This window comes from Janthinobacterium sp. GW460-12-1-14-LB5 (assembly GCF_059423585.1).
Genome location: NZ_JBWKYD010000004.1, coordinates 1 through 24,822, shown reverse-complemented (window position 1 = coordinate 24,822; position 24,822 = coordinate 1). Strand labels below are relative to the sequence as shown.

19 protein-coding genes are annotated in these 24,822 nt (G+C 62.9%); 9 read left to right on the top strand and 10 right to left on the bottom strand.

Translation table 11 applies throughout. The annotated features are described in order from the left end of the window. Nucleotides 1-2 precede the first annotated feature (2 nt). The 4 genes from AC07X6_RS04725 to AC07X6_RS04710 form a co-directional block, all read right to left on the bottom strand. The gene (locus AC07X6_RS04725) at nt 3-1,208 is read right to left on the bottom strand and encodes an efflux RND transporter periplasmic adaptor subunit (protein WP_494790252.1); all 1,206 of its coding nucleotides are present in this window, start codon (nt 1,206-1,208) and stop codon (nt 3-5) included. Between the two features lie 10 nt (nt 1,209-1,218). Next, a complete protein-coding gene (locus tag AC07X6_RS04720) occupies nt 1,219-2,451 on the bottom strand; it encodes a TolC family protein (protein WP_494790251.1) in 1,233 nt (410 codons plus the stop codon). A gap of 105 nt (nt 2,452-2,556) precedes the next feature. Beyond that, on the bottom strand, nt 2,557-2,919 hold the full coding sequence (gene czcI / locus AC07X6_RS04715) for a cation efflux protein, CzcI family (RefSeq protein ID WP_230541370.1): 363 nt from the start codon (nt 2,917-2,919) through the stop codon (nt 2,557-2,559). 29 nt (nt 2,920-2,948) lie between these two features. Further along, nucleotides 2,949-4,496 carry a C13 family peptidase gene (locus tag AC07X6_RS04710; protein ID WP_494790250.1) on the bottom strand — a complete coding sequence of 516 codons (1,548 nt, stop codon included), beginning with the start codon at nt 4,494-4,496 and terminating at the stop codon, nt 2,949-2,951. 185 nt (nt 4,497-4,681) lie between these two features. Here AC07X6_RS04710 and AC07X6_RS04705 point away from each other — a divergent pair, with 185 nt between their 5' ends. Beyond that, entirely contained in the window at nt 4,682-6,625 is a 1,944-nt protein-coding gene (locus AC07X6_RS04705; RefSeq protein ID WP_494790249.1) for a GAF domain-containing sensor histidine kinase, read from the top strand. A 255-nt stretch (nt 6,626-6,880) separates the two neighbouring features. Here AC07X6_RS04705 and AC07X6_RS04700 read toward each other — a convergent pair whose 3' ends face one another. Further along, on the bottom strand, nt 6,881-8,392 hold the full coding sequence (locus AC07X6_RS04700) for a DUF3369 domain-containing protein (RefSeq protein ID WP_494790248.1): 1,512 nt from the start codon (nt 8,390-8,392) through the stop codon (nt 6,881-6,883). Between the two features lie 437 nt (nt 8,393-8,829). Between AC07X6_RS04700 and AC07X6_RS04695 the strand changes: the two genes are divergently transcribed. After that, nucleotides 8,830-9,333: a DUF3016 domain-containing protein gene (locus tag AC07X6_RS04695; protein WP_494790247.1), complete on the top strand. Its 504-nt coding sequence runs from the start codon at nt 8,830-8,832 to the stop codon at nt 9,331-9,333. A gap of 104 nt (nt 9,334-9,437) precedes the next feature. Here AC07X6_RS04695 and AC07X6_RS04690 read toward each other — a convergent pair whose 3' ends face one another. The 3 genes from AC07X6_RS04690 to AC07X6_RS04680 all read right to left on the bottom strand — a co-directional run bounded on the left by AC07X6_RS04690 (nt 9,438) and on the right by AC07X6_RS04680 (nt 12,301). After that, nucleotides 9,438-10,223 (bottom strand): substrate-binding periplasmic protein, encoded by a 786-nt coding sequence (locus AC07X6_RS04690; RefSeq protein WP_474294458.1) that lies wholly within the window; start codon nt 10,221-10,223, stop codon nt 9,438-9,440. A 70-nt stretch (nt 10,224-10,293) separates the two neighbouring features. Next, entirely contained in the window at nt 10,294-10,737 is a 444-nt protein-coding gene (locus AC07X6_RS04685; protein ID WP_034784316.1) for a thioesterase family protein, read from the bottom strand. A gap of 115 nt (nt 10,738-10,852) precedes the next feature. Next, complete coding sequence (locus AC07X6_RS04680) at nt 10,853-12,301, bottom strand: PQQ-dependent sugar dehydrogenase (protein ID WP_494790246.1); 1,449 nt, start codon at nt 12,299-12,301, stop codon at nt 10,853-10,855. 216 nt (nt 12,302-12,517) lie between these two features. Between AC07X6_RS04680 and AC07X6_RS04675 the strand changes: the two genes are divergently transcribed. Both AC07X6_RS04675 and AC07X6_RS04670 read left to right on the top strand, forming a co-directional pair. Next, complete coding sequence (locus tag AC07X6_RS04675; protein WP_230541377.1) at nt 12,518-13,624, top strand: S-(hydroxymethyl)glutathione dehydrogenase/class III alcohol dehydrogenase; 1,107 nt, start codon at nt 12,518-12,520, stop codon at nt 13,622-13,624. Between the two features lie 116 nt (nt 13,625-13,740). Continuing rightward, nucleotides 13,741-13,974, top strand: a complete 234-nt coding sequence (locus AC07X6_RS04670) for a hypothetical protein (protein WP_494790245.1) — start codon at nt 13,741-13,743, stop codon at nt 13,972-13,974. Nucleotides 13,975-13,996: 22 nt separating this feature from the next. Here AC07X6_RS04670 and AC07X6_RS04665 read toward each other — a convergent pair whose 3' ends face one another. Beyond that, nucleotides 13,997-15,001, bottom strand: coding sequence for a GlxA family transcriptional regulator (locus AC07X6_RS04665; protein ID WP_230541379.1), 1,005 nt, complete (start codon nt 14,999-15,001; stop codon nt 13,997-13,999). 151 nt (nt 15,002-15,152) lie between these two features. On the opposite strand from AC07X6_RS04665, the gene AC07X6_RS04660 reads away from it, so the two are divergent. From AC07X6_RS04660 to AC07X6_RS04650, 3 genes are all read left to right on the top strand, one after another. Beyond that, nucleotides 15,153-18,062 (top strand): DUF6701 domain-containing protein, encoded by a 2,910-nt coding sequence (locus AC07X6_RS04660; RefSeq protein ID WP_494790244.1) that lies wholly within the window; start codon nt 15,153-15,155, stop codon nt 18,060-18,062. A gap of 88 nt (nt 18,063-18,150) precedes the next feature. Then, nucleotides 18,151-18,849: a dienelactone hydrolase family protein gene (locus AC07X6_RS04655; protein WP_494790243.1), complete on the top strand. Its 699-nt coding sequence runs from the start codon at nt 18,151-18,153 to the stop codon at nt 18,847-18,849. A 140-nt stretch (nt 18,850-18,989) separates the two neighbouring features. Beyond that, nucleotides 18,990-19,406: an SRPBCC family protein gene (locus tag AC07X6_RS04650; RefSeq protein WP_474294468.1), complete on the top strand. Its 417-nt coding sequence runs from the start codon at nt 18,990-18,992 to the stop codon at nt 19,404-19,406. 90 nt (nt 19,407-19,496) lie between these two features. Here the strand turns inward: AC07X6_RS04650 and AC07X6_RS04645 are convergent, their stop codons facing one another. Next, nucleotides 19,497-21,113, bottom strand: coding sequence for a M28 family peptidase (locus AC07X6_RS04645; RefSeq protein WP_494790242.1), 1,617 nt, complete (start codon nt 21,111-21,113; stop codon nt 19,497-19,499). A gap of 134 nt (nt 21,114-21,247) precedes the next feature. Between AC07X6_RS04645 and AC07X6_RS04640 the strand changes: the two genes are divergently transcribed. Next, nucleotides 21,248-22,129 (top strand): alpha/beta fold hydrolase, encoded by an 882-nt coding sequence (locus tag AC07X6_RS04640; protein ID WP_494790241.1) that lies wholly within the window; start codon nt 21,248-21,250, stop codon nt 22,127-22,129. 200 nt (nt 22,130-22,329) lie between these two features. Next, a complete protein-coding gene (locus AC07X6_RS04635) occupies nt 22,330-24,465 on the top strand; it encodes a DEAD/DEAH box helicase (RefSeq protein WP_494790240.1) in 2,136 nt (711 codons plus the stop codon). The last annotated feature ends 357 nt before the right edge of the window (nt 24,466-24,822 follow it).

Here is a 24,822-nt window from a genome sequence, read left to right as displayed (position 1 = left end):
GATCAATGTTCGTGGCCGGCGGAGTCTTTGCCCAGCTCGGACTTCAGGACAAAACTGCCTTGCGCCGCGTACGGCGTGCCGGCGGCCAGGCCCTGCTTGATGTGCGTCAAGCTGCCATCGCTGCGGCCCAGCACCACGGGCGTGGCCTGGTAGCCATCCTTGATTTGCACGAAGACGACGGGCTTGTCTTCCACCGTCTGGATGGCCGTGCTGTGCACGGTGACGGGCGCGTCCGCTTCGCCGGACACCACTTCCACACTGACGAACAGGCCCGGGCGCCAGGCCATGTCCGGGTTCTGCAAGCTGATGCGAGCTTTCGCCGTACGTGTCTGCTCGCCCAGCAGCGCGCCCACATAGGTGATCGTGCCTTGCGCGCTGGCGTCAAACGCGCTGGCTTTCACCTCCGCCTTGCCTCCCATGCGCACGGTGGCCAGGTCTTTCGCCGGCACGGCGATTTCCGCCCACACGGTCGACAGGTCGGAAATGACGAAGATGTTCGCGTCTTCCTTGACGGCTTCGCCCAGGGTGATGTGTTTTTCCAGCACCATGCCGTCGAACGGCGCGCGGATGTCGTAGCGGTTCAGCGGCCCCTTGGCAGCGCCGCTGGCGCCCAGCGCGCTGAGCTTTTGCTGCGCGTTCTGCACGGCGATTTCCGCCTCGCGCCACGCTTGCTGGGCCTGCAGATAATCTTGCTCCGCCGAAATTTTCTCGCGCCACAGTTTTTCTTCGCGCTCATACGTGGAGCGGGCCAGCGATAGCCGCCGCTGCGCCGACAGCAGTGCGCTGCGCTGTTCCGACAGTTCCGTGCTGGCGATGACGGCCAGCACTTGCCCCTTTTTCACCAGCTGGCCCAGGTCGGCCTGCACGGCTTCCACCACGCCGGCCAGGCGGGGCACGACGTGGGCCGTGCGGTCTTCGTTGAAACGGATTTCGCCGGGCAGGGCGACCGTCGTCTTGATGCGGCCGGGCGCGGCCGTGGCGATGACGACGCCGGCTGCCTTGCTTTGCGCAGCCGTCAATTCCAGCCGGCCTTCCACTTCCTCGTGGCCGTGTTCGTCTTTCTTTTCAGCATGGGCTTCCACCTTGGCGGCGGCGGGCGGCGCGGTCTTGGAATTGCCCGTGCCGAGGATGAGGGTAGCGAGCACGATGCCGGCGGCCGCGATGGAGGCGATGGCGATCGCCTGCTTTTTGTTGAGTGTGATATTCATCAGGGATTCCTTACAGGGAAGCAGAGGCGCCAAGCAGGCGCTCGATCTCGGCGGCGGCATGCTGCGCTTCCGTCAGCGCGCGCAGGTATTGGTTTTTGGCTTGCAGCAAGGTGCGTTGGGCATCGAGCACGTCGAGGAAGGCGAACTTGCCGAACTCAAAGCCCTTGCTGGCCGCGTCGTAGGCGCTCTGGGCGCCGGGCAAGATGTCCTGGCGTAAGCTTTCCACGTCGAGCCGGGCCGTGGCCAGCCGTTCGCTGGCGGCGCCCACGGCCGTCTGCACGGCGATGCGGGCGGCGGCCAGCTCGTCGCTGGCCTTGTCGCTGCGGCGCAAGGCGTCCAGTTTGTTGCCCGCATTGCGGTCGAACAGGGGCAGCGGCAGGGCCAGGCCGATGATGGCCTGGTTGCGGCCCAGCTCTTCCGAGCGCTTCATGCCGATGCTGAGCGTGACGTCGGGCGTGGCGCGCCGCTGTTCCACGTCCAGCATGGCTTGCCGCTGGGCAAGCGCGCTGCGGGCCTGGCGCACGGCCGGGGCTTGCTCCAGCCGTGCCGCCAGTTCGCTGCCTGGCGGCAACTGCGGCAAGGTTTCCAGGCGGCCTTCGGCCACGCTAAAGCGGGGCGCGGCATTGCCCCACAGGGCGGCCAGGCGCTTGCGGGCGCCAGCCAGCGTGCTGCGGGCCAGGTTCAGCTCCAGCCGCACGCTCGCTTCGGCGACCCTGGCGCGGGTTTCCTCGACGGGGGAGGCCTTGCCGGCTGTCACCCGGCGCGCCGTGATGTCGCTGGCGCGCGCGGCCAGCGCTTGCGCGCTGTCAGCCAGGCGCAAGCCTTCCTGCGCCGCCAGCACGTCGACGAAGGCGGACGTGACTTGCGCGCGCGTGTCGGCTTGCTGCAGTGCAAGGCCCGCTTGCGCCAGGTCTTCGCCGCGCTGGGCTGCGGCTGTACGCGCGCCCCGTTTGCCGCCCAGTTCTATGAGCTGGTTCAGCTGCACGGTGGTGCTGCGCGTGGCGCGCCGCGTGTCTTCCAGCACCGTTTGCAGTTCCGGATTGGGCAGCGCGCGCGCCTGCTGCAGGGCGCCGCCCTGGGCCGCCAGTTCATGGCGGGCGGCCGACAGGGTGGCGTTGCCGCTTTCGGCCAGCAGCAGGGCGGCGGGCAGGGTCAGGGGCGCGGCGGGTTCTTCAGGTGTTTGCGCGTGCGCAAAGTTGCCGGCCAGCAGGCCAGCGGAAAATAACAAGATGATTCGGTACATCGAATTCTCCAGGGAATGGAAAAAGAATTCGACGGGACGCGCAGGCTGGCGCCTTCTTTAGTCAGGCCCGCATATTGCGATCAGTGAAAGTAACGTCCCGTCGGCCTAGGTGGCCGACGACCAGTCAGGGCGCTTGGGAGCGTCCGGGATGTGGGAAGCGTAAAAGAAGGGGGACGTGTCCGCATTGACGGAAGTCATGTCGCCGACGGGCAGGCTGGAGCCGGCCGGCAGCCATGCGTGGCCGATGCCGTGGCAGACGTTGCAATCGCTGTGCGGCTGGCCTTTTTTCTGCTGCTCAGCTTTATCGCCGGCGGGTTTTTTGTCCGCATCGGCCTTGTGCTGGTGGCTGTGGTGGCCCAGGTGCTGGGCCGCCTTGCCTTCCTCGTGCAGGCAATACGCGCTCGCCGCGGCCCAGGACATCTGGAGCGGAAGCACGAACAGCAGCAAAATGAGGAAGAATTTACGCATGGTGACGGCTATTGTACAGAAAGTAGCGCTTAGCGTGGCTGGGCGCGCCACGCCTTCAACTGCGCGGCAATCGCCTTGCCCTGGAACAGCTGCGGTTCGGAATGCTCTTCCGCCTCCATGCCGCCTTCGAGGAAATCGGCCTCCTCGCGCGCCTGCACCAGCACCTTGGCCTTGTCGAAGGCTTCGGCAAAGCCGGTACTCTTGGGCAAGGCTTCCTTGAAATACGCTTCGCTGAAATACGTAAAATCGTTCTGGTCGTCGCAGCCGAACGAGGTGCGGTCGCTGCGCGCGGCCGTGATGATGAGGGTATTGTCATCTTTTAATGGTGCAATGAAGCCGCCCGCATAGCAGGCCGAGATCACGATGACCTTCCAGCGGATGCCGCTGTGCTTGAGCATGGTGGCCAGCTCTTGCGCGGGCAGGCTGTGCAAGTCCATGCCGTTTTGCGCCAGCGCCAGTTCGTGCTCGGGCGAGCCGTGGCTGGTGAGGAATAAAAACAGGATGTCGTTCTGCTTGTCCATCTTTGTACCGAGGCTGTCGAGGCTGGCGCGCAGGCTGGTCAAGGTCGCCATCGGCTGCTGCGCCACCGTGTTGCGGCTATTGACCAGCATCAAGGAGCGGCCCACGGTGCCGTAATCGCGGTCGAACTGGCGCTGCACGAAGGCCGTTTCGCGGTGAAATACTTCCTGTGCGCCGTCGCCGGCCACGCCCAGCAGGTAGAGATTGATCTTTTTCGTTGCATCGCGCGGCGCGATGCGGGCCAGGGCGCCGTCGAGCAGGGTGCGCTGGTTGTACAGGGCCAGTTCGATATTGTCGCGCGTGAGCTTGTCTGCGGCCGGGTCGTCCAGCTGGCCTTCTGTCCAGTTGCCGCTGTCTTCGCGCCGGCCGTCCGCCTGCGCCACGGCGTAGCGCAGCACGCCCTTGCCGTCGAACTGGCCATTCTTGAAGCCGCCCCGGTATTCGTCGCCGTCGGCCGTGCGCAGCACGCCTTCGCCTTCGAATTTCCAGTCTTTCAGTTCGCCTTCGTAGTGGATGCCGTCGCTGGTGGTGACTTTCGCCTTGCCCTGCACCTGGCCCTGGACGAAGTCGCCTTCGAAGACGGTGCCGTCCGTGTCGGTCAGCTTGCCGGCGCCGTGCGGGCGCCAGTGCTGGAAATGGCCTTCGAAGGTGGCGCCATCGGCGCCCTGGAAACGGCCTTGCCCCTCGAAGCTGCCGTTGACGAAGCTGCCTGTGTAAATCTCGCCCTTGGGCGAGGTGTAGCGGCCGATGCCGTCGAAGGCGCCCTGGCGGAAGGCGCCCGTGTATTCGACGCCGGACGCCTGGCGCAGCTTGCCCTGGCCGGAAAACACGCCGCGCGCGAAGCCCCCTTCGTAAAACGCGCCGCTCGCGTATTCGAGCCGGCCCTGGCCATGCATCTTGCCCGCGACGAGGGGGCCGAAATAGCGTCCGCCATCGGCCGTTTCCGCCGTCGGCGCCTTGGCTGGCGCGGCGCACAGGGGCGGCATGCCCAGCGCGGCAAAGGCCAGCAGGCCGGCGAGGGTGTAGGGGCGAAGCGAGGCGCGTAGCGTGGCGGTCATGAGGACGGTCTGGTCTGTAGGAAGGGGCCTAGTCTGCCACTGTATCGCCAAGGTGGCAAATGCGCGCGTGGCGTGTGTTGCTCCACCTCAAGGCAAGATTCTGCGTTTTATGCCGTGCCAAGGCGGGACTGAACTGATAATATTGATTTTCAGAACATATACTTGCACAAGGTACATAGTAACCCATGGAAAGCCGTCTCAGCCGCCTGGAAGCCGTTCAAACCGTGTTGCTGGAAATCGGGCAGCGCTCGAGCACCTGCAGCGATATCAGCGAATTCCTGCAGGCGGTGCATGCGGCGCTGGGGCGCATCATGTATGCGGCCAACTTTTACGTGGCGCTCAGCGACCGCGACGACGGCCTCGTGCGCTTTCCGTATTTTGTCGACGAATTCGACGCCGCGCCCGACCCGGACGAGGGCGTGCGCCTGGCCAGCGCCGCGCAGTCGCCCACGGCCTGGGTCATCGTCAACCGCAAGCAACTGGTGATGACGGCCGACGACGACGCCATGCGCGCCATCGGCGGCGGCGCCTGGGGCGGCGGCACGGCGGCCGAGCACTGGATCGGCTGTCCGCTGCTGGACCAGCAGCACCAGGTACTCGGTGCCATCGTCATCCAGAGCTACGACGCGCAGCACCGCTTCAGCCTGGAAGACCAGGCCCTGTTCGCGCTGATCGCCACGCACGTGTCGAGCGCCCTGCAGGGCATGCAAAGCATGGACCGGCTGGAAAAGGCGGTGCAGGAGCGCACGGCCCTGCTGGCGCACGAGGTGGCCGAGCGCCGCCGCGCGGAAAACCTGCAGCATGCGCTGTATGAAATCGCCAACCTGTCGGCGCAGGCGGCCGACGCCACCACCCTGTATACGCGCCTGCACGCCATCATCAGCGAGCTGGTGACGGCGAAGAATTTCCTGATCGCCCTGTATCACCCGGACAACAAGGACATCACGATTCCGTATTTCGTCGATGAAAAGGATGCGCAGGCGCCCGTAAAACGCTTTCATTACGGCATCGGCATGAGTTCCTATGTGCTGGCGCGCCGCCAGGCGTGTCTGCTCGATGCCGGCAGCTATGCGGCGCTGGTGGCCAGCGGCGAAATGGAAGAGCCGCTGGGCAATACCAGCATCGCCAGCTGGATGGGCGCGCCCATGCTGCTGGGCGACCGCAAATATGGCGTGATCATCGTGCAAAGCTATGACACGTCCGTCGTGTATGGCCAGGCGGAACTGGACGTGCTGGCCTTCATGGCCAGCCACGTGGCCGTGGCGATGGCGCGCATCCAGGCCGACAGCGCCATGCGCCGCGCCAAGGAAGCGCTGGAAGAGCAGAATGCGGCCCTGAACAGCGCCCTGAACGCCTTGCAGGAAGCGCAGTCGGAACTGGTGCGCCAGGAAAAGCTGGCCTCGCTGGGCCGGCTGGTGGCGGGCGTGGCGCATGAAATCAATACGCCGCTGGGCATATGCGTGACGGCCACCAGCCACCTGGTGCAGGAATTGAAGCTCACGCGCGAAGACCTGGAAGGCGGCCAGCTCGATGAAGATGGCTTGCGGCAATTTTTCGACATCATCGACCAGACCTTGCGCATCATGACGACGAACACGCAGCGCGCCGCGGCGCTGGTGCGCAGCTTCAAGCAGGTGGCCGTCGACCAGTCTTCGGACGAATTGCGCAGTTTTAACTTGCGCAAATACCTCGATGAAATATTGCTTTCATTGCAACCAAAGCTCAAGGGCAAGCCGATCAAGGTCGAGATCGATTGCGCGCCCGAGGTGCAGCTGCGCAGCTATCCGGGCGCCGTTTCGCAGATCGTCACGAACATGGTGGTCAATTCACTCGTGCATGGTTTTGTCGAAGGCGAGCCGGGCAAGATCAAGATCAGCGTGCGGACGGCAGGCGACATGCTGGAACTTGACTACAGCGACGACGGCATGGGCATGGATAGCGCCACCCTGGGCCAGCTGTTCGACCCCTTCTTCACGACCAAGCGCGGTTCCGGCGGCAGCGGCCTGGGGGCGCATATTCTGTATAACCTGGTGACGGGGCCGCTGGGCGGGACGGTGAAGGTGGTCAGTGCGCCGGGGATGGGATTGCATTACAAGATCCGTTTCCCGCTGGAGCCGAAGAGTGCTTGAAATTTGAAACTTGAAAACGGTGGGCCGGAGACGCGGGCCTGAGAAAATGCCGATGGCGGCGTTGCGGCTCCTTGCCGTACATGCGTACTGTCTGCGTCGCCGCGCCTTGCCCTCGACATTTTTCAGGTCCGCTTGGCCCGGAATGCCCAAGTTGGGGTCTTGGGCCGCAGCGTGATTTGCCGGTGTGCGTATTGCTTAGGGGGTCAGACCCTCAGGGTCTGACCCCGGTATTTGTTCTTGGGTTAAATCTGGAGCCTAATCCGGGAAACGTTGATTTAACGCAAGCGCTGCATCGAGGTTCGCAATCAGCAACTCCACATATTGCGGATCGAGGTGGCTGCCGCTCACTTCGCGCAGGTAGCTGACCACGCGCTCCAGGGGCCAGGCGTCCTTGTAGCAGCGTTTGTGCATGAGGGCGTCGAAGACGTCGGCGACGGCGGCGATGCGCGCGTATTTGTGGATGTTTTCGCCGACCAGGCCTTGCGGATAGCCGCTGCCGTCGTATTTTTCATGGTGCTGGTGGGCGATCACGGCGGCCGCCTTCAAGAGCGGGCGCTGCGAGCCGTCGAGGATGGACATGCCCACCGTCGGATGCTGCTTCATGATTTCCCATTCGGCCGCGTCGAGCTTGCCCGGTTTCAGCAGCACGGCGTCGGGCGTGGAAATCTTGCCGATGTCATGCATGGGGGCCGCGTGGCGCAGCACCATGGTTTCTTCTTCCGACATGCCGGACGCCTGCGCCAGCAGCTGGCACACTTCGGCCATGCGGCGCACGTGGTTGCCCCCTTCGTGCGAGCGCGATTCGACCACGTCGCCCAGGCGCAGGATCAGTTCGGCCTGGGTATCGGTGATTTCCTGCGTCAGCAGGATGTTGTCGAAGGCGATGGCCACGCCCGAGCAGAACACTTCCAGCAATTGCGCGTCGAGGTCGGAAATCTCTTCCACGCCCTTCAATACCAGCAAGGATGCCTTGCCGCTGCTGTTCGGGAAATAGCCGACATAGGTGTCGCCATGCAGGCGAGAAATCTTGTTGCTCTTGGCGTGATCGAGCTGCGACAGCAGGGAAGGGCTGAGCATGCCGCCGTCGGCGTCCAGGTCGCCGATCTGCGCGAGGATTTCATAGTCCTGCTCGCCCGTGATGGCGCTGGCGCCGCGCAGGCGCAGCAGCATGCTTGTTTCCAGGCGCAGCAGGGCGACGACTTGCTGCAGCAGGCCGCTGGCGAAGTCGCGCAGGTTGCGCTGCTTGAAAATGTGCGCCGAGGCGGCGATGACGCGCTCCAGGCCTTCGCGGTAATGGAGCTGGGCCTGGCGCGCCTCTTCCACCTTCATGATGTCGCGGTAGGCGCGCAGGGCGGCAAAGGTGGTGGTGAACAGCTTGGTGCGGTCCAGTTCCGTCTTTTCCTTGTAGTCGTTGATGTCGTAGTTGACGATCACGCGCTCTTCCGGCGCCTGGCCCGGCTGTCCCGTGCGCAGCACGATGCGCGTAAACTGGTTGCCCAGGTCTTCGCGCATCCAGCGCGCCACTTCCAGGCCGCTGTCTTCGCGTTCCATCACCACGTCGAGAAACACCAGCGCGATGCCCTCCTCGCGCGCCAGCACCTGCTTGGCCTCGGCGCCGCTATACGCGTGCACGAAGCTCAGGGCGCGGCCTTCGAGGCGGAAACGGCTCAGCGTCAGTTTGGTGATGTCGTGGATGTCGGGTTCATCATCGACGAGCAGGACTTTCCAGGGAGGTAACTTGGGCGATGCTGAAGACAAAAATGACATAGGGGCGAGTTCCGCTAAAAGGCATAACTGACGCAATGCTGAAACGCCCGCGCCAGGAATTCCTGTGCGCCACTACCGGCGTTGCGCGTTTTTCGGGCGCATTTTGTCGATTGTAGACCGACAGCTAAGTATTAACAATAAGCAAGAACAATTGACTAAAATCATGCAACATAAATGTCAAAAAGATATTTTAAATTTATGTTGGCAACATCATCCATACTTTATCGCTTAGGCAACTATATTTTCAAGACAATACTTTGTTTTAATTAATATTGCCAATGAATCTGTAAAAAAAGTCTGTGGGCGAACCCCCTGTTCGTTACGCGGTGCAAGAAAAGTAACAATGTATTAGTTTCCCTTTAGAATGAAACGCATCGCGCTATATTAGAACGTAAAAAGTGGCCCGAGCGCCATCAACATTCTTGAAAGGACTCATCATGAAAACGAAAACGACGCGTACCTTCATTGCTGGTCTGGCCTTGCTGGCGAGCAGTGCCGCCTGGGCGGGCACGGAAGTTCATTTCACCAAGCCGGAACAATTCACGGACTTGTCTTTCGATCAGACGGAGCGTGACAAGGTGCTCAAGGACCTGGCTGCGCATTTCGAGAAATTGGGCGAGTCGCTCAAGCCTGGACTGAACCTGAAGATCGACGTGACGGACCTGGACATGGCTGGCCGTGAAAATCCCGCCATGCGCTCCCTGCAGGATTTCCGCGTGATGACCGGCCAGGCCGATTGGCCGCGCATGCGCCTGCATTATGTGCTGGAGCAGGATGGCAAGGTCATCGGCAGCGCCGACGCTGCCCTGTCCGATATGTCCTATCTGACGCGCATCAACCGTTATTCCAGCGGCGACAAGCTGCGCTACGAGAAACAGATGATCGATGACTGGTTCTCGAGCACGTTCGGCACGCAAGTGAAGCGTCCGGCACGCAAATAAGCATGCCAGCCGGGAGGGCGGCCGGCGATTCCGGCCCATTCCGGGCGCGGCAAGTCCGCCATGACCTTGCCGCCGCGCGAAGTGCAGGTAAGCAAAGCAGGTAATCAGCGCAAATAAGCCTGTTCGATGCGCGCCAGCTGGCCGTTCTGGCGCAGCGCCAGAATGGCGGCATTCATCTTCTCGATGAAATCGGCCTTGTAGGCGGGCGTATTGCGCGCGCTGTAGGCGATATAGGTGGCTTCGGACGACAGTTCCAGCACTTCGTGCAATTCAAAGCCGTAGCTGTCCAGTTCGCCTTGCAGCTGGCGCGCCGTGTGGCGTGCCGCGCCGCGGTCGCTGGCGTAGCAATCGATGCGCCGCAAGGCCAGTTTTTTCAGATTGGCTTCATTGCCCTTGGCCGCTTCCAGGCGCAGCAGTCCTTCGCGGGCCGGCGCCATCAATTTTTCCGACAGTAAAAAACCCGTGTTGACGCCGATGGTCAGGCCGGCAAAGTCGGCGGGGAAGCGCGTGCGCGGCGTGCGCATGACGGCGTCATGGCAAAACAGCACCACCGATTCGCGGTGCAGCATGGCCGAGTACGGTTGCACGTACGGCCGTTCCGTTTTGCGTCCGGGTGGAAACAGGCCGAAAACCTGGCCCTTTTCCAGCGCATCGAGCCCCCGTTTCCAGGGGCGCGGCTGCAATTCCAGCCGGTAACCGGGCATCGAACTGGCCGCCAGGCGCAGGATATCGATGTACATGCCCTTGAAGACGCCGTTTTCCACATAGCTGTACGGCGCATAGTCGTCGTCGCCGTACAGGATGACGGTTTGCGGCGCGGCCAGGACGGCCTGCCACACGCCCAGCAACGCCAGGGCCAGGCACAGTCTTGCCGTTTTCGCTGATTGCATGCCGCTCCAGGTTTAATATCTTCCTGGCAAGCATACAGCATGGCGGCAAGCGACCCGCTTAATTTCCCCTTTAATCGATCCAGTTCACCTGGGGGAACTTGCTGCCGAAATCTTCCGCCATGGGCACGACCTGGCTGAGCTTATAGTTGAAAAACACAAAACCGGACTTGGCCATGGCGATCAGGGTGTTGTCGCGGGGGCGCGTGATGCGGAAGGTGATGTCGCCGCCATACTTGTTGAAATCCATGACGCCCACTTCGAACAGCAGCTGGTCGCGCGCATGGGCTTCGGCGCGGTAGGTGGTGGCCAGGTCGGTGACGATGATGCCGGTACCGTCCGCTTCGATGTCGCGCACGCCATATTCGAACAGGAAGCGGGCGCGCGCCTCGGAAATCATGGAAATCATGGAATCGTTGCCGAGATGATTGCCGGCGTTGATGTCCGTCGTGCGTACCGTCAGTTGCGAGGAATAGCAGTACTGGTCTTCAGGAAATTCAAGTTTCAAACGGGCCATGGTGTTCTCTTGGGCTGGGGCGCAGGGGCGCGGCGAAAATTCAATTCTAGCCGGTTCCCCGCGACCCGTCGAAAAACGCTCCCAGCCGTGCGCCGTCATGCCTGCTTGCGCACGCTTATTTGCGTGCAATCCGGTACACCTTGCCCGTGCCGCTCAGCATGTACAGCTCGTTTTGCGCATCCTGGCCGAACGACAGGATATTGCCCACGTTGTTGATGCCCCAGTCCGTCACGGCCGAGGCCGTGCCATTGCTGTAGCTGAAACTTTTCAGCCAGCCGCTGCAGTAGTCGGAATACAGGTACTGTCCCGCCAGTTCCGGCAGGGCCGTGCCGCGGTACACATAGCCGCCCGTGATCGAGCAGCCGCCAGCCGCATCGTGGCCATATTCGATGGCGGGCAAAACCAGCCCCGCCTGGTTGCAGCTGGCGCTGTTGTAGCAATGCAATCCTTCCATGATGTTCCAGCCATAATTGTTGCCCGCCTGGCCCACGGGACGCACGTCGACCTCTTCCCAATTGGCCTGGCCCACGTCGGCGATATACAGCAGCTGGGCCGGCACGTCGAAGGCGTAGCGCCACGGGTTGCGCAAGCCGTAGGCCCAGATTTCAGGGCGCCCCCCTGCCGTGGCAAATGGATTGCCGGGTGGAATGGCGTACGGCTGGGCTACCGTGCTGGCGTTGACGTCCAGGCGCAGCAGCTTGCCCAGCAGCACCTGCGTGTTTTGCGCATTGCCGGGCGGATCGCCCGCGCTGCCGCCGTCGCCCGTGCCTGCATACAGGTAGCCGTCCGGGCCAAAGCTGAGCAAGCCGCCATAGTGGTTGCTGAACGTGGGGTGGGCAATCGTGAGGATGGTCAGGGCGGACAGGGGATCGGCCACGTTGGCGTTGCCGGCCGACACTTGCCGGCGCTCGATGACGATATCGCCGGCCAGGTTGGTGTAATAAATGAAGAAATAGCCATTGCTCGCGTATTGCGGATGGAAGGCCAGCGACAGCAAGCCCCGTTCGCCGCTGGTGGTGGTGAGGGGGCTGATGTCGAGGAAGGGCGTGGCCAGCAGGCTGCCGTTCTGCACCACGCGGATGCGGCCGGGGCGCTCGACAATGAAAAGGCGGCTGTCGCCGGGCGGCGCCGTGAGGAAGATGGGCGTGCTCAAGCCGCTGGCCACCTCTTGCAGGGCCAGGGCCAGCGGTGCCGTGGCTGCATAGCTGACGCTGGCGCTGGCCGTGGCCCCCGCATTCACCTGCACCTGCTGCGTGACGGGCGTGGGCGCCAGGGTTCCCGTGCCCTGCGCCACGCTGGCGGCATTGATGGCGTAGGCGCCGGGCGCCAGGCCGGTGAGCGTGGTGGTGGCCGTCAGCGTCTTGCTGTACGACGCGGGCCCCGTGACGGTGACGGCGCCCGCCACGCCGGCCGGCAAGCCGCCGATGGTGACTGTCAGGCTGCCCGTGGTGGCGCCGGGCGCAGGGTGGTGATGGCCGCCGCCACAGGAGGACAGCAGGGCCAGGCAGCAGGCCAGCAGCAGGGCCAGCCAGGGCAGCGGAAAGCGGGAAAGGTAATGGCGCATGTCAGTCTCCTGCGGAAACGCGGCAATCGCTGCTCAATAGTGCTGTGGTGCGTGCCAAGAATGCGCCTCTTGAAGGGGCGAAGATTGAGCTGGCGCAAACGTGCGGCGGCATCGGACAAATGCGCCGCGTTTTCAGACAAGCGCCGCGCCAGCCGCGCCGTCACGTCCGTTGCTGTCAGATAATGGCGCATCTGAAACCGAGCAGGAAGACACCCCATGAAAACCAAAGCCGCGATTGCCTGGAAGGCGGGCGCCCCGCTGACCATCGAAGAAGTCGACCTGGCCGGCCCGCGCGCCGGCGAAGTGCTGGTCGAACTGAAAGCCACGGGCATTTGCCATACCGATTACTACACCTTGTCCGGCGCCGATCCGGAAGGCCTCTTCCCCGCCATCCTCGGCCATGAAGGCGCCGGCGTCGTCGTCGACGTGGGCCCGGGCGTGACGACCCTGAAAAAGGATGACCACGTCATTCCCCTGTACACGCCGGAATGCCGCCAGTGCAAGTTCTGCCTGTCGCAAAAGACGAACTTGTGCCAGGCCATCCGCTCCACGCAGGGCCGCGGCCTGATGCCGGACGCCACCAGCCGCTTTTCGCTGAACGGCCAGCCGCTGTTCCACTACATGGGCACGTCCACCTTTTCCAATTACATCGTCGTGCCGGAAATCGCCCTGGCGAAGATCCGCGAAGACGCACCGTTCGATAAAGTCTGCTACATCGGCTGCGGCGTGACGACGGGCGTGGGCGCCGTGCTGTTCTCGGCCAAGGTCGAGGCGGGCGCCAACGTGGCCGTGTTCGGCCTGGGCGGCATCGGCCTGAACGTGATCCAGGCGGCGAAGATGGTCGGCGCCGATAAAATCATCGGCATCGACATCAACCCGGCGCGCCAGGCCATCGCGCGCAAGTTCGGCATGACGCATTTTATTAACCCGAACGAGGTGGAAAACGTCGTCGACGCCATCGTGCAGCTGACGGACGGCGGCGCCGACTACAGTTTCGAATGCGTCGGCAACACCAACTTGATGCGCCAGGCGCTCGAATGCACGCACAAGGGCTGGGGCAAATCGTTCATCATCGGGGTGGCGGCGGCCGGCCAGGAAATTTCCACCCGTCCATTCCAGCTGGTGACGGGACGCGAATGGCGCGGTTCGGCCTTCGGCGGCGCGCGCGGGCGCACGGATGTGCCGAAAATCGTCGACTGGTATATGGAAGGCAAGCTCAACATTGACGATCTGATCACGCACCGCCTGCCGCTCGAACGCATCAACGAAGGTTTCGACCTGATGAAGAGCGGTGAATCGATCCGTTCCGTCGTGTTGTACTAATTTTATCGGATGTACTCATTGCGCAACACTTGACGGACGGGGCAGGGCGGCAGGCTGTACTTCGCTGCCTGCCCCTGCTAGTGTGAAGACATACCGCCTTGCTTTGGGAGCCGTTCATGTTTGCCACTGCCTACCTCGCGACCCTGCGCCGCATGTTGCCCGTCTTCCTCGGCGCGGCCCTGTCTTCCCTGCTGGCCTTGTGGTGGAGCAATGCCGCCAACCTCGCCACGCCCGCCATCTGGCTGGCGCTGCTGGCCACCTACCTGCTGTGTGCGCTGATGTTTACGCCGCTGGCCCGGCAGAGCCGCCAACTGGCCACGCGCCACGTGCGTCACGGCAAGTTGCGCTGAGTCTCGCGGACCTTCGCTGCGCCTAGCGCGCCGTGCTGGAAAAGCGCTCGCGGTAGTCGCGCGGCGTGATGGCGAGCTTCTTTTGAAACAGGCGGCGCAGCCTTTCCTCGCTGTGCAAGCCCGCCTGCACGGCCACCTGTTTTAAGGAAGATACATTGTCTTCCAGCAAACGGCGCGCCACTTCGAAGCGGGCCGTTTCGATGAATTCCGTGGGGCTGGCGCCCGTTTCGCGCTGGAACACGCGCGTAAAATTGCGCTCGCTCATGGCCAGCCTGGCCGCCAGCAGCGGCACCGTAAGCTCGTCGGCCAGGTGTTCCATGATCCAGCCCTGCAACTGACGGATGGTGGGATGCGTCGTCATCTGGCTCGACAGGTGCACGGAGAACTGCGACTGGCCGCCCGGCCGCTTCAGATACACGACCAGGTCGCGCGCCACTTCCAGCGCGATATCGCGGCTGAAATCGTCTTCCACCAGGGCCAGCGCCAGGTCGATGCCGGCCGTCACGCCGGCCGACGTCCAGAATTTGCCTTCCCGCACGAAAATCGCATCGGCATTGACCTGTATCAAAGGATAGCGCTGGCGCAGGCTGTCCACGGCGCTCCAGTGCGTGGCCGCGCTCTTGCCGTCGAGCACACCGGCCTCGGCCAGGAAGAAGCAGCCCGTGCACAGGGCCGCCAGCGTATCGATGCGCGGCGCCGCCTCGGCCACCCAGGCGGCGAGGGCGGGAATGTCTTGCAAGACTTGCTCGACGTGGTGGCAGCCGACGATGACGGCCAGGTCGGGCAGGCGGTGCGCATCGAGCGCCTTGCTGGCGTGCAGCGACATCAGCGTGTCCGACTCGACCGGGCCGATGGCCGTCGATACGATGCGCACGTCGTAGCCGCCGGGCAGATTGCGCAGGCGCAAATGGGTGTTGGCGTAGTCAAACACTTTCATGGCGCCGATGGCTTCGAGCGCCTTGAAGCCGGGATAGACGATGATGTCGACGGTGCGCAGGGGGAATTCTTTGGGACTTTGCTTGATCATGCGATATGCGCGAGGGGGATAAATACTGCCATAATGCAACAACAGCGGGGACGTAGATTAGCATGGAAATATCCACGCGCCGGCTGGCTTCCCACACATCAGACCCCAGGACATCGTGCGCCTATTCCATTTTCTTGTTGCCCTGACATGCTTGCTGGGCACATCCCTTGCCCATGCGGCCACGCTCAATTTTAATGGCGGCAATGTTGCCGGCTGTACCATCAATGGCGCGCAATACACGTGCGCCTCGCTGGCGCTGGGCTCTACCGACGTCATCGTCATCGGCAGCGCGTATGCCGTGACGGTCAACAGTTCCCTGGCGATGAGCTACAACCAGGGCTTGACGATGAGCGGCAATGCCGCGCTGACGATCAAGGGCAATCTCGACATCAAGGACATCAAGCCATCGAACCTGAATGTGACGGGCGGGAACTTGACGGCCGAGGGCGGCACTTTCCTCATGGGCGCGCAGGAACAGACGATTACGGCGAATATTTCCGCCACGACCATCAAGATGGGCTCGAACAACGTCACGGTGACGGGCAAGATCAGCGCCAAGGGCCCGGTGGAAATCGCCTCCGGTTCCGTCATCAACGGTCCGATCAGCGGTACCGTCGTCACTATCCTGCCCGCCAGTACCCGCATCCAGGGCGATATCACGGCGACCACCTCGCTGACCATCGGTTCCGGCAGCCAGGTGACGGGCAACCTGAAATCGCCGACGATCGACTTGAAGGCATCGGGCCTGCTCGTTACGGGCGACGTGGAGGCCAGCAATTCTTTGTCGATCGCTTCCGGCAATGGCATCAAGGGCAATGTCGATGCCGGCGAAGTCACGCTCGACTCGTCCAACGCCTACATCACGGGCAACGCCAAGGTCGACCACATCACCCTGGGATGGCAGGGCCGGGTGCAGCAAACCATCACTTGCAAGGCCTATACGCCGTCGAACCCGTGCAGCTGCGTGACGAACAACAGCGGCTGGGCTTTCAATGAGCCGATGGGGCCGAAGTGCGGACCCGGTACGCCGAGCGGACTGCACCATTTCCAGATAGACCACCCGCTGACGGCGCTTACTTGCCAGGTACCCACGGTGAAAGTGACGGCCTGCGCCGATGCCAGCTGCAGCGCGGTCTACAAGGGTAGTCCCAGCCCCAGCGTCACCGTCAGCCCGGGCGGCGTGCCGACGCAGATTGATACCAGCGGCGTCAACGCCAATGTCGCGGTGCGCCAGACCACGGTGGGCATCGCCACGCTGAGCCTGGTCAGCACGCCCGCCACGACGGGGGCGCTGGTGTGCAAGAGCGGCGGCAATACGAGCAATTGCCAGATCAGCTTTCTCTCCAGCGGCTTCCAGGTGAGCGGCATTCCGCGCTACGCGGAAGAAGCGGGCGAACTGGAAATCAGCGCCTTGCAGACCTCGTCCGGCAATCGGGACGTTTGCGTGCCCATGTTCGGCGGCCAGAAGAAGGACTTGACCCTCAGTTGCGCGTACAGCAATCCGGATAAGGGGACATTGCCAGCGCGCATCTTTGACAGCGCCACAAATAGCTATGTCGCCCTGGCGGCCAACGACCAGAGCAGCTGCGCCGGGTCGAGCACCAAGGTGACGGTAACCTTCGGCGCCAATGGCGTGGCCAAGCCGAACATGCTGTATGCCGATGCGGGAGCGCTGGTCCTGACGGCTGCCTACAATCCGAAAAGCGGCAGCGATAGCGGCCTGGACATGAGCGGCAGCGGCACGGTCATCGTGGCGCCAGCGAAATTTCTGTTCACGCGGCTGGCGCCGACGCAGCGCGCGGGCCTGCCCGCCGCACCCTTGACGCCCGGTGCGACCATCACGTTATCGGCCGTCAACGCGCTCGGTGCCGTGACCAAGAACTTTGGCAACGAAAGCGGTGTCGCCGTGCAAAAAGTCGTGCTCAATCGTATCCTGCTGGCGCCGCTCTATACAGGCGTAGCCAATCCGGAAGTTGGCGGCGATCTCGATTTTGTGAAAAAAGGGGGCGTCATCACGGCGCCGCCGCTGGTCTGGCCCGAAGTGGGCAAGATCAACTTCACGGCTGCGCTGCAAAACGGTTATCTGGGCAGCAGCCTGACGTCGCCGGGCGCCAGCGACCCCGTGCTCTTTTACCCGCATCATTTCGTGACGGAACTGGTCATCAAGCAAGTGGATCTCCCGGGGGGGGCGAAGACGGAGTTTCCTTTCCCGTGCAGCGCGCCGCTCGCCTGCTCAGGCAACCGCGCCGTGTATTCGCGCCAGCCCTTCGATCTGACCATCCGCGCCCAGAACTCCGGTGGCGTGGATACCAAGAATTTCGACGCCAGGAATGACGACATCAACAAAACGCAAGTGACGCTGCTACCGTATGACGCGGCCACGGGAAAGAACAGTTATCCGCCCACGGCGCCATCGGGCAGCACGCTGACGGATGGGGCAAAAGCACCTGCGGCCGTGACTGGCGTCCCCGTCACCAGTTTCAGCAATGGCGTCGCCACGCGCCCCATCGCCTACAGCTTCCCCGCCGCCTACGCCGTGCCCAAGGAGACGAAAGCACTGGCCTCGCCGACGGGTCTGCTGTTGCGCACGACGTATGCCTATCCGGCTGCCGGGAATGTGAGCTCGGCGCCGGCCGATGGCCAGGAAGCGCAATTGACCGTGCTCACCGGCCGCCTGATGGTGCCGCATGACTACGGTTCCGAGCGCTATCCCGTGCGGCTGGCCGTGCAGACGCAGTACTGGGACGGCAAGACCTGGGTCACCAGCCTGCTGGACAGCATCAGTGTGTTCGACAACACGCTGGTGGTGTTTGCCAATTGCAAGAAAACCCTGGTGTGCAAGGACTTTGCATTCCCCGCTGGCACTACTATTACTTATACGGTCGACAAGGGCGTCTTGCCGCCGAATAGACGCCTGATCCTGGCGGCGCCCGGCGGGGGCAAGACGGGCAGCGTCGATGTTTCCGTGCCCGGCATTACGTACTTGCCCAGCACGGTGGGCACCGTCGTCTTCGGCGTCTTCAAATCGGGTCCCGTGATTTACCTGCGCGAGATGTATTGAGCCAGAACAAAGGGTGGGCGCAGAAAGGGGGAAAAACCAGTAACATGCCTGGCTGTGGCATTTCCCCCAACCTCAGACTGGAGTTTCTATGAGCACAACTTCGCAGTGGATCGATATCGCCGGCCCGGACGGCAGCTTCCAGGCTTACCTGGCCGTGCCGCACGTGGGCAAGGGCCCTGCCATCATCCTGTTGCAGGAAATTTTCGGCGTCAACGAGCACATCCGCGCCGTGGCCGACCAGTACGCGGCCGATGGCTACGTGGTGCTGGTGCCCGACCTGTTCTGGCGCGCCGGCGCGCACATCGAGCTGGGCTATGACGCGGAGGGCTGGAAGCGCGCCGTCGAACTGATGCAGGCCACCGACAATCCGCACGCCGATGCCGATATCGCCGCCACCGTCGCCGTCCTGCGCGCGCGTCCGGAAGTGACGGGCAAGCTGGCCTCGGTCGGCTACTGCTTCGGCGGCCGCTTGTCGTTCCAGACGGCCGCGGCCGGCCTGGTCGACGCCGCCATCGCCTATTACGGCGGCGGCATCCAGAACAAGCTGGACCTGGCCGACCAAATCAAGGTGCCGCTGCTCATGCATTTCGGCGGCCAGGACAGCCATATTCCGCCGCAAGCCGTGCAAAAGATCGCCGAGCGCTTCGAAGACCGGCAAGACGTGGAAATCCATATCTACCCGGGCGCCGAGCACGGTTTCAACTGCACCCACCGCGACAGCTACCAGCAGCGCGCCGCCGCCCACGCGCACGGCAATTCCCTGATTTTCTTGGCGGAAAATCTGTAAGAGAGCCAGCCCAGGCTGGCCGGTTGCCATGGTTTGCTCAGCAGCAAAGCCGCATGGGCGCTAAAATAGCGGCTGTGCCGGGCAACTCCGGCCGGCCGGGCGCGGCGCCCGGCAAACCTGGATGAGGAACCGAATTAAAGATGGCCCAAGTAATTGTTTCTGTAACATTGGCGGCAAGCGCCGAACGCGTGTGGGATTTTATCGGCGGCTTCCAGTCGCTGAATGAATGGTCGAGCTCGATCAAGACCAGCCTGTCCGAACATGGCGGCCGCGTGCGCCGCCTGAAAACCACGGACGGCGCCATCATCGCCGAACGCCTGCAAAGCTACAGCGAAGCGGACAAGAGCTACAGCTACACCATCGTCTCGGGCCCGATCCCCGTCAAGAACTACCGTTCCACCCTGCGCGTCACGGGTGAACCGGGCGGCGCTTCCTGCGTGGCGGAATGGTCGAGCGAGTTCGACGCGGCCGAAGGCGTGGAAGAAGTCATGATCGGTGCGTTCCAGCACCTGTATGAGACGGCATTCGTCGACCTGAAACGCATCATGGCCATTTGAATCACCAAACCCCATAGCAAATGCCGGGGGCGGACCCTGAGGGTCCGACCCCAGCCTTTCTGCTTTGCGGGTTAAAACGTTGTTACCCTCCTAGCGTTTGACTTTGCCAAACGCCTCGCCCTTGTTCCACGTCGGCAAGTTCTTGTCATTCGCCACTTCATAGCCGAGGTTCAGGGTGAATTGCGCCTGCTGCAGCATGCCGGACAAGTCCCACGACGGGTGGTATTCATCCGTTACCTGGTGGTAATCCTTTTTAAAGGCCACCAGGCGCTCGCCCGACGCTTTCGGCTCCTTCACGAAATCGAACGAGCCGTCGCCGGAAAACACGGCCGAGCCCACGTTGAAGGCGGGCACGCCAGCCTTGGCAAACGCAAAATGGTCGGCCCGGTAAAACGCGCCGGACAGGTCGGGAATGGTGGGCGCCAGGCGCAGACCCATGCGTTTGGCGACTTTGGCGGCGCTCGCGTACAGGCTGCTGCGCTCGGCGCCGGCCACGCCGATGTCGCGCGTCTTGCCGACGAAATTCATGCTGTCGAGATTCAGGTCGGCGGCCGTTTTCGCCAGCGGCCACAGGGGCTTGCGCGTGTAGGCCGTGCTGCCCAGCATGCCCGTTTCCTCGCCGGCCGGCCACAGGAAGATCTGCGTGCGCCGCGCTGGCTGTTTTACGGCCACTTGCGCCATGGCCAGCAGGGCCGCCGCGCCCGAGGCATTGTCGATGGCGCCGTTGTAGATATGGTCGCTTTGCCCTGCGCGGGCGCTGCCTTCGTCATCCTTGCCCAGGTGGTCCCAGTGGGCCGAGTAAATGACGGCTTCGTCCTTCAGCTTCGGGTCCGTGCCCGGCACGATGCCGGCCACGTTGAATTGCTCGATGCTGCGGATCTGGCTGTTCAATGCCACCTTGACCGTCGCGTTCAGGGCCACGGGGCGGAAGTCGCGCGTTTCCGCCTGCGCGCGCAAGGCGTCCAGGTCTTGCCCGGCTTGCTGGAACAGGGCGCGCGCCATGTCTTCCTGCAGCCAGCCTTCCATCGCATTGCCCGCGCCGGCCAGGCTGAAGCGCTCGTGGCCGAAGCCGTTGGCCGGCACCGACCATGGGTAAGAAGCGGACTCGGTCGTGTGGATCAGCAGCACCCCGGCGGCGCCCTGGCGCAGCGCTTCCTCGTACTTGTAGACCCAGCGGCCGTAATACGTGAGCGACTTGCCGGCAAAGCGCTGCGGCTCGGCGGCGGTCGGCTGCGGGTCGTTGACCATCATGATGACCAGTTTCCCTTTTAAATCAACGCCCTTGAAATCGTCCCACTGCTCTTCGGGCGCGCGGATGCCGTAACCGGCAAACACCACGGGGGCGTCGAACGCCACTGTCTGCTGGCCATTCGCCGCGCCAAAGACGATGTCCTTGCCGAAGGCGGGAGACAAGGTCTTGCCGCCCGCGCTGAACGTTACCGTGCTCGATGGCAATGCCTTGCTGCCGACGATGGTCAGCGCCTGGCGGTAGCTGCCGTCCGGCAACGGTTGCAGGCCGGCCACGGCCGCCTGGGTTTCCAGGTAGCGCACGGCAAGGTCGCCACCGCGCTGGCCCGTGCCGCGTCCTTCCAGCAAGTCGTCGGCCAGGAAGGACAGATGGGCGCGCAAGGGCGCTTCGGCGACGAGTGGTTGGGCGAGGGCAGCCGTGCCGAACAGGCTGGCGGCGAGGACGAGGGGAAAACGCATGACAACTCCAAAAGTGAATACGGGAAAGCAAAGCAGCGGCAATCTTACTCTACCGCAATGCTCCAGCGTAGCGCGCGGCGCGCGCGCGCCGTTGCGGCCACAATGGCCGCTGGTCCACCGACAAGGAGCGTTCCATGACTAGCCCTGACTTGCAATCGAACAATACCCTGCGTACCGCCGACGGCACCTTGATCTACTACAAGGACTGGGGCAGCGGCCCGCCCGTCGTCTTCAGCCACGGCTGGCCTTTGTCGTCCGACGCCTGGGAAGACCAGATGTTTTATCTCGCCGCGCGCGGCTACCGCGTCATCGCGCACGACCGGCGCGGCCATGGCCGCTCCAGCCAGCCCTTCGAGGGCAATGACATGGATACCTATGCCGACGACCTGGCTACCCTGATCGAGGCGCTGGACCTGGCGGGCGCTACCCTGGTGGGTCACTCGACGGGCGGCGGCGAAGTGGCGCGCTACATCGGCCGCCATGGCACGCAGCGCCTGGCCGGCGCCGTGCTGGTGGGCGCCGTGCCGCCGCTGATGCTGCAAACGGCCGACAACCCGCTGGGCTTGCCGCTATCCGCGTTCGACGCCATCCGCGCCGGCGTGCAGGCTGACCGCAGCGCCTTCTTCCTCGACTTGAGCGAGGCCTTCTATGGCTACAACCGGCCCGGCGCGAAGCCGTCGCAGGGCGTGCGCGAGAATTTCTGGCTGCAAGGCATGCAGGCGGGCATGCCGGCATCCTATTTGTGCATCAAGCAATTTTCCGAGACGGATTTCACAAGCGACCTGGCCAAATTCGACGTGCCGACCCTGGTGATCCATGGCGACGACGACCAGATCGTGCCGATTGCCGCCTCGGCGCGGCGCACTGCCGAGCTCATCATCGGCAGCAAATTGCTCGTGTATGCGGGCGCGCCGCATGGCCTGGCGACGACGCACAAGGACAGGCTGAACGAGGACTTGCTGGAGTTCTTGCGCCACTCGGTCGATGCGGCAAGCAATATCGAGGCGCACCTGTAAAACGGGCATATCTATTGCAAAACACATAATATTGCTTGGTTTTTGCACCAATTGCGTGCGGATCGCCGATTTTTCTGCGTTTTAGGATGCAAAAAATGGCGTTCTGCCGCCTCGTTCCACCCGGTACGGTCCAGTAAAGAGTAAACTAGCAGATACACTCTTTCGCATTGGGCGATTCGAGCGAACTTGTGAGTGATTTCATGTCTGATACACCAATTTCCTTATTTTCCGACCTTAACCTGAGCGAGCCGCTGATTCGCGCGCTCAAGGATGTCGGTTACGAAACACCGTCGCCTATCCAGGCGGCCACGATTCCATTATTGCTCGCTAACCGCGACGTGCTGGGCCAGGCGCAAACGGGCACGGGTAAGACCGCCGCCTTCGCCTTGCCTATCCTGTCGCGCATTGATCTGAAACAAAGCTCACCCCAAGCCCTGGTCCTGGCACCGACGCGCGAACTGGCCATCCAGGTCGCCGAAGCGTTCCAGGTGTACGCCGCCCACATTCCCGGCTTCCACGTGCTGCCGATCTACGGCGGCCAAAGCTACGGCCCGCAGCTGTCGGCCCTGCGCCGCGGCGTGCACGTCATCGTCGGCACCCCGGGCCGCGTCATCGATCACCTGGACAAGGGTTCGCTCGACCTGTCCAAGCTGAAAACCCTGGTGCTGGACGAAGCCGATGAAATGCTGCGCATGGGCTTTATCGACGACGTTGAACGTATCTTGAAAGAAACCCCGGAAGGCCATCAAACGGCGCTGTTCTCGGCCACCATGCCTTCCGTCATCAAGCGCATCGCCACCACCTACCTGGTGAACCCGGCCGAAGTGACGGTTGCCGCCAAGACGGGCACGGCCGACAACATCCGCCAGCGCTACTGGCTGGTGTCGGGCATGCACAAGCTCGACGCCTTGACCCGCATCCTGGAAGCGGAAGCGTTTGACGGCATGATCATCTTCGCCCGCACCAAGCTGGGCACGGAAGAGCTGGCCAGCAAGCTGCAGGCACGCGGTTTCTCGGCAGCCGCCATCAATGGCGACATCCAGCAAGCGCAGCGCGAGCGCACGATTCAGCAGTTGAAAGACGGCAAGATCGACATCCTCGTGGCAACCGACGTGGCCGCCCGCGGCCTGGACGTCGAGCGCATCAGCCACGTCGTCAACTACGACGTGCCGCACGATCCGGAAAGCTATACCCACCGCATCGGCCGCACGGGCCGCGCCGGCCGCAGCGGCGAAGCGATCCTGTTCATCACCCCGCGTGAAAAGAACTTGCTCAAAGCCATCGAACGTTCGACCCGCCAGCCGATCGGCATGCTGGAGCTGCCGACCATCCAGGCCGTCAACGACGTGCGCATCGCCAAGTTCAAGGAACAGATCAGCGAAACCCTGGCCCTGGGCGAGCTGGAGCAGTTCCAGTCGCTGATCGAAGATTTCGAGCGCGAACAGAACATTCCCGCCATCGAAATCGCCGCCGCCCTGGCGAAGATGGCACGTGGCAATGTGCCGCTGCTGCTGGACAAGAACAAGGCGCGCGAGCAAGCCACGTGGCAAGATGACCGTCCTGTGCGCCAAGACCGCTTCGAACGCAATGACCGTCCGGAACGGGGCGACCGCTTCGACCGTAACGAGCGCAGCGAACGCCCGGCCTTCCCGAAAAAAGAGCGCATCCAGCGCCCGGCCGACGCCGGCATGCAGACCTTCCGTATTGAGGTAGGTCATCAGCATGGCGTAAAACCGGGCAATATCGTGGGCGCCATCGCCAACGAAGCGGGCATCGATTCGAAAAACATCGGCCGCATCGAAATCTATGACGACTACAGCGTCCTGGACTTGCCAGACAGCATGCCGAAAGAATTGCTGGACCAGCTGAAAACCGTGTGGGTAGCGGGCCAGCAGCTGCGCATCAGCCGCGACGGCGACGCGCCGGATCTGGCGCCGCCAGCCGCGCCGCGCAAGCCGTTCGCCGCCAAGTCCGCGCCAGCGGATGCGGGCGAGGCAGCACCTGCGCCGCGCGCGCCGAAGAAGGAACGTCCACGCCCGGGCGTGACGGCATACCGCATCGAAGTGGGCCGTGAGCACGCCGTAACGCCAAGCAACATCGTGGGCGCCATCGCCAACGAAGCGAACCTGGAAGCCAAGCATATCGGCCGCATCGATATCTTTGACAACTACAGCGTGCTGGACTTGCCGGAAGGCATGCCGCCGGAAATCCTCGACCACCTGAAATCGGTCGTGGTCTCGGGCCAGAAGCTGCGCATCAGCCTCGACGACGGCACGACGGAGCGCAAGCCCGCGTCACCGCGTCCGAAATCGCCGCCGCGTAAATCATTCAAGTAAGCCATCCCGACGCAGGCGCCTCTCCGGCGCCTGTGTCGCGGATTGGAGACACATCCCCCACTGGCGCGTTCGCGCCAGTTTTTATTTTCCCTCAAGAAATGAACATTGTTGCCGCGTTATGGTTGGCGGCAGGCGTAGCCATGCGCCGGCCGTTATTACAACCGCTCGCTGTCTTTTTATCGGCACAAGTACCGTGTTTATTGCTTGCCGCATCGATACATAATTTTTTATTAATTATTGTATATGCACCCAATTCGAATTTTGCATTTCAATAAAATCAACCAAGTTGAGTCAAAGTAAATTCTAAAACATAAATGAATTATCTTTTATTAAATTGTTTGACTGGCGTCACTGTCG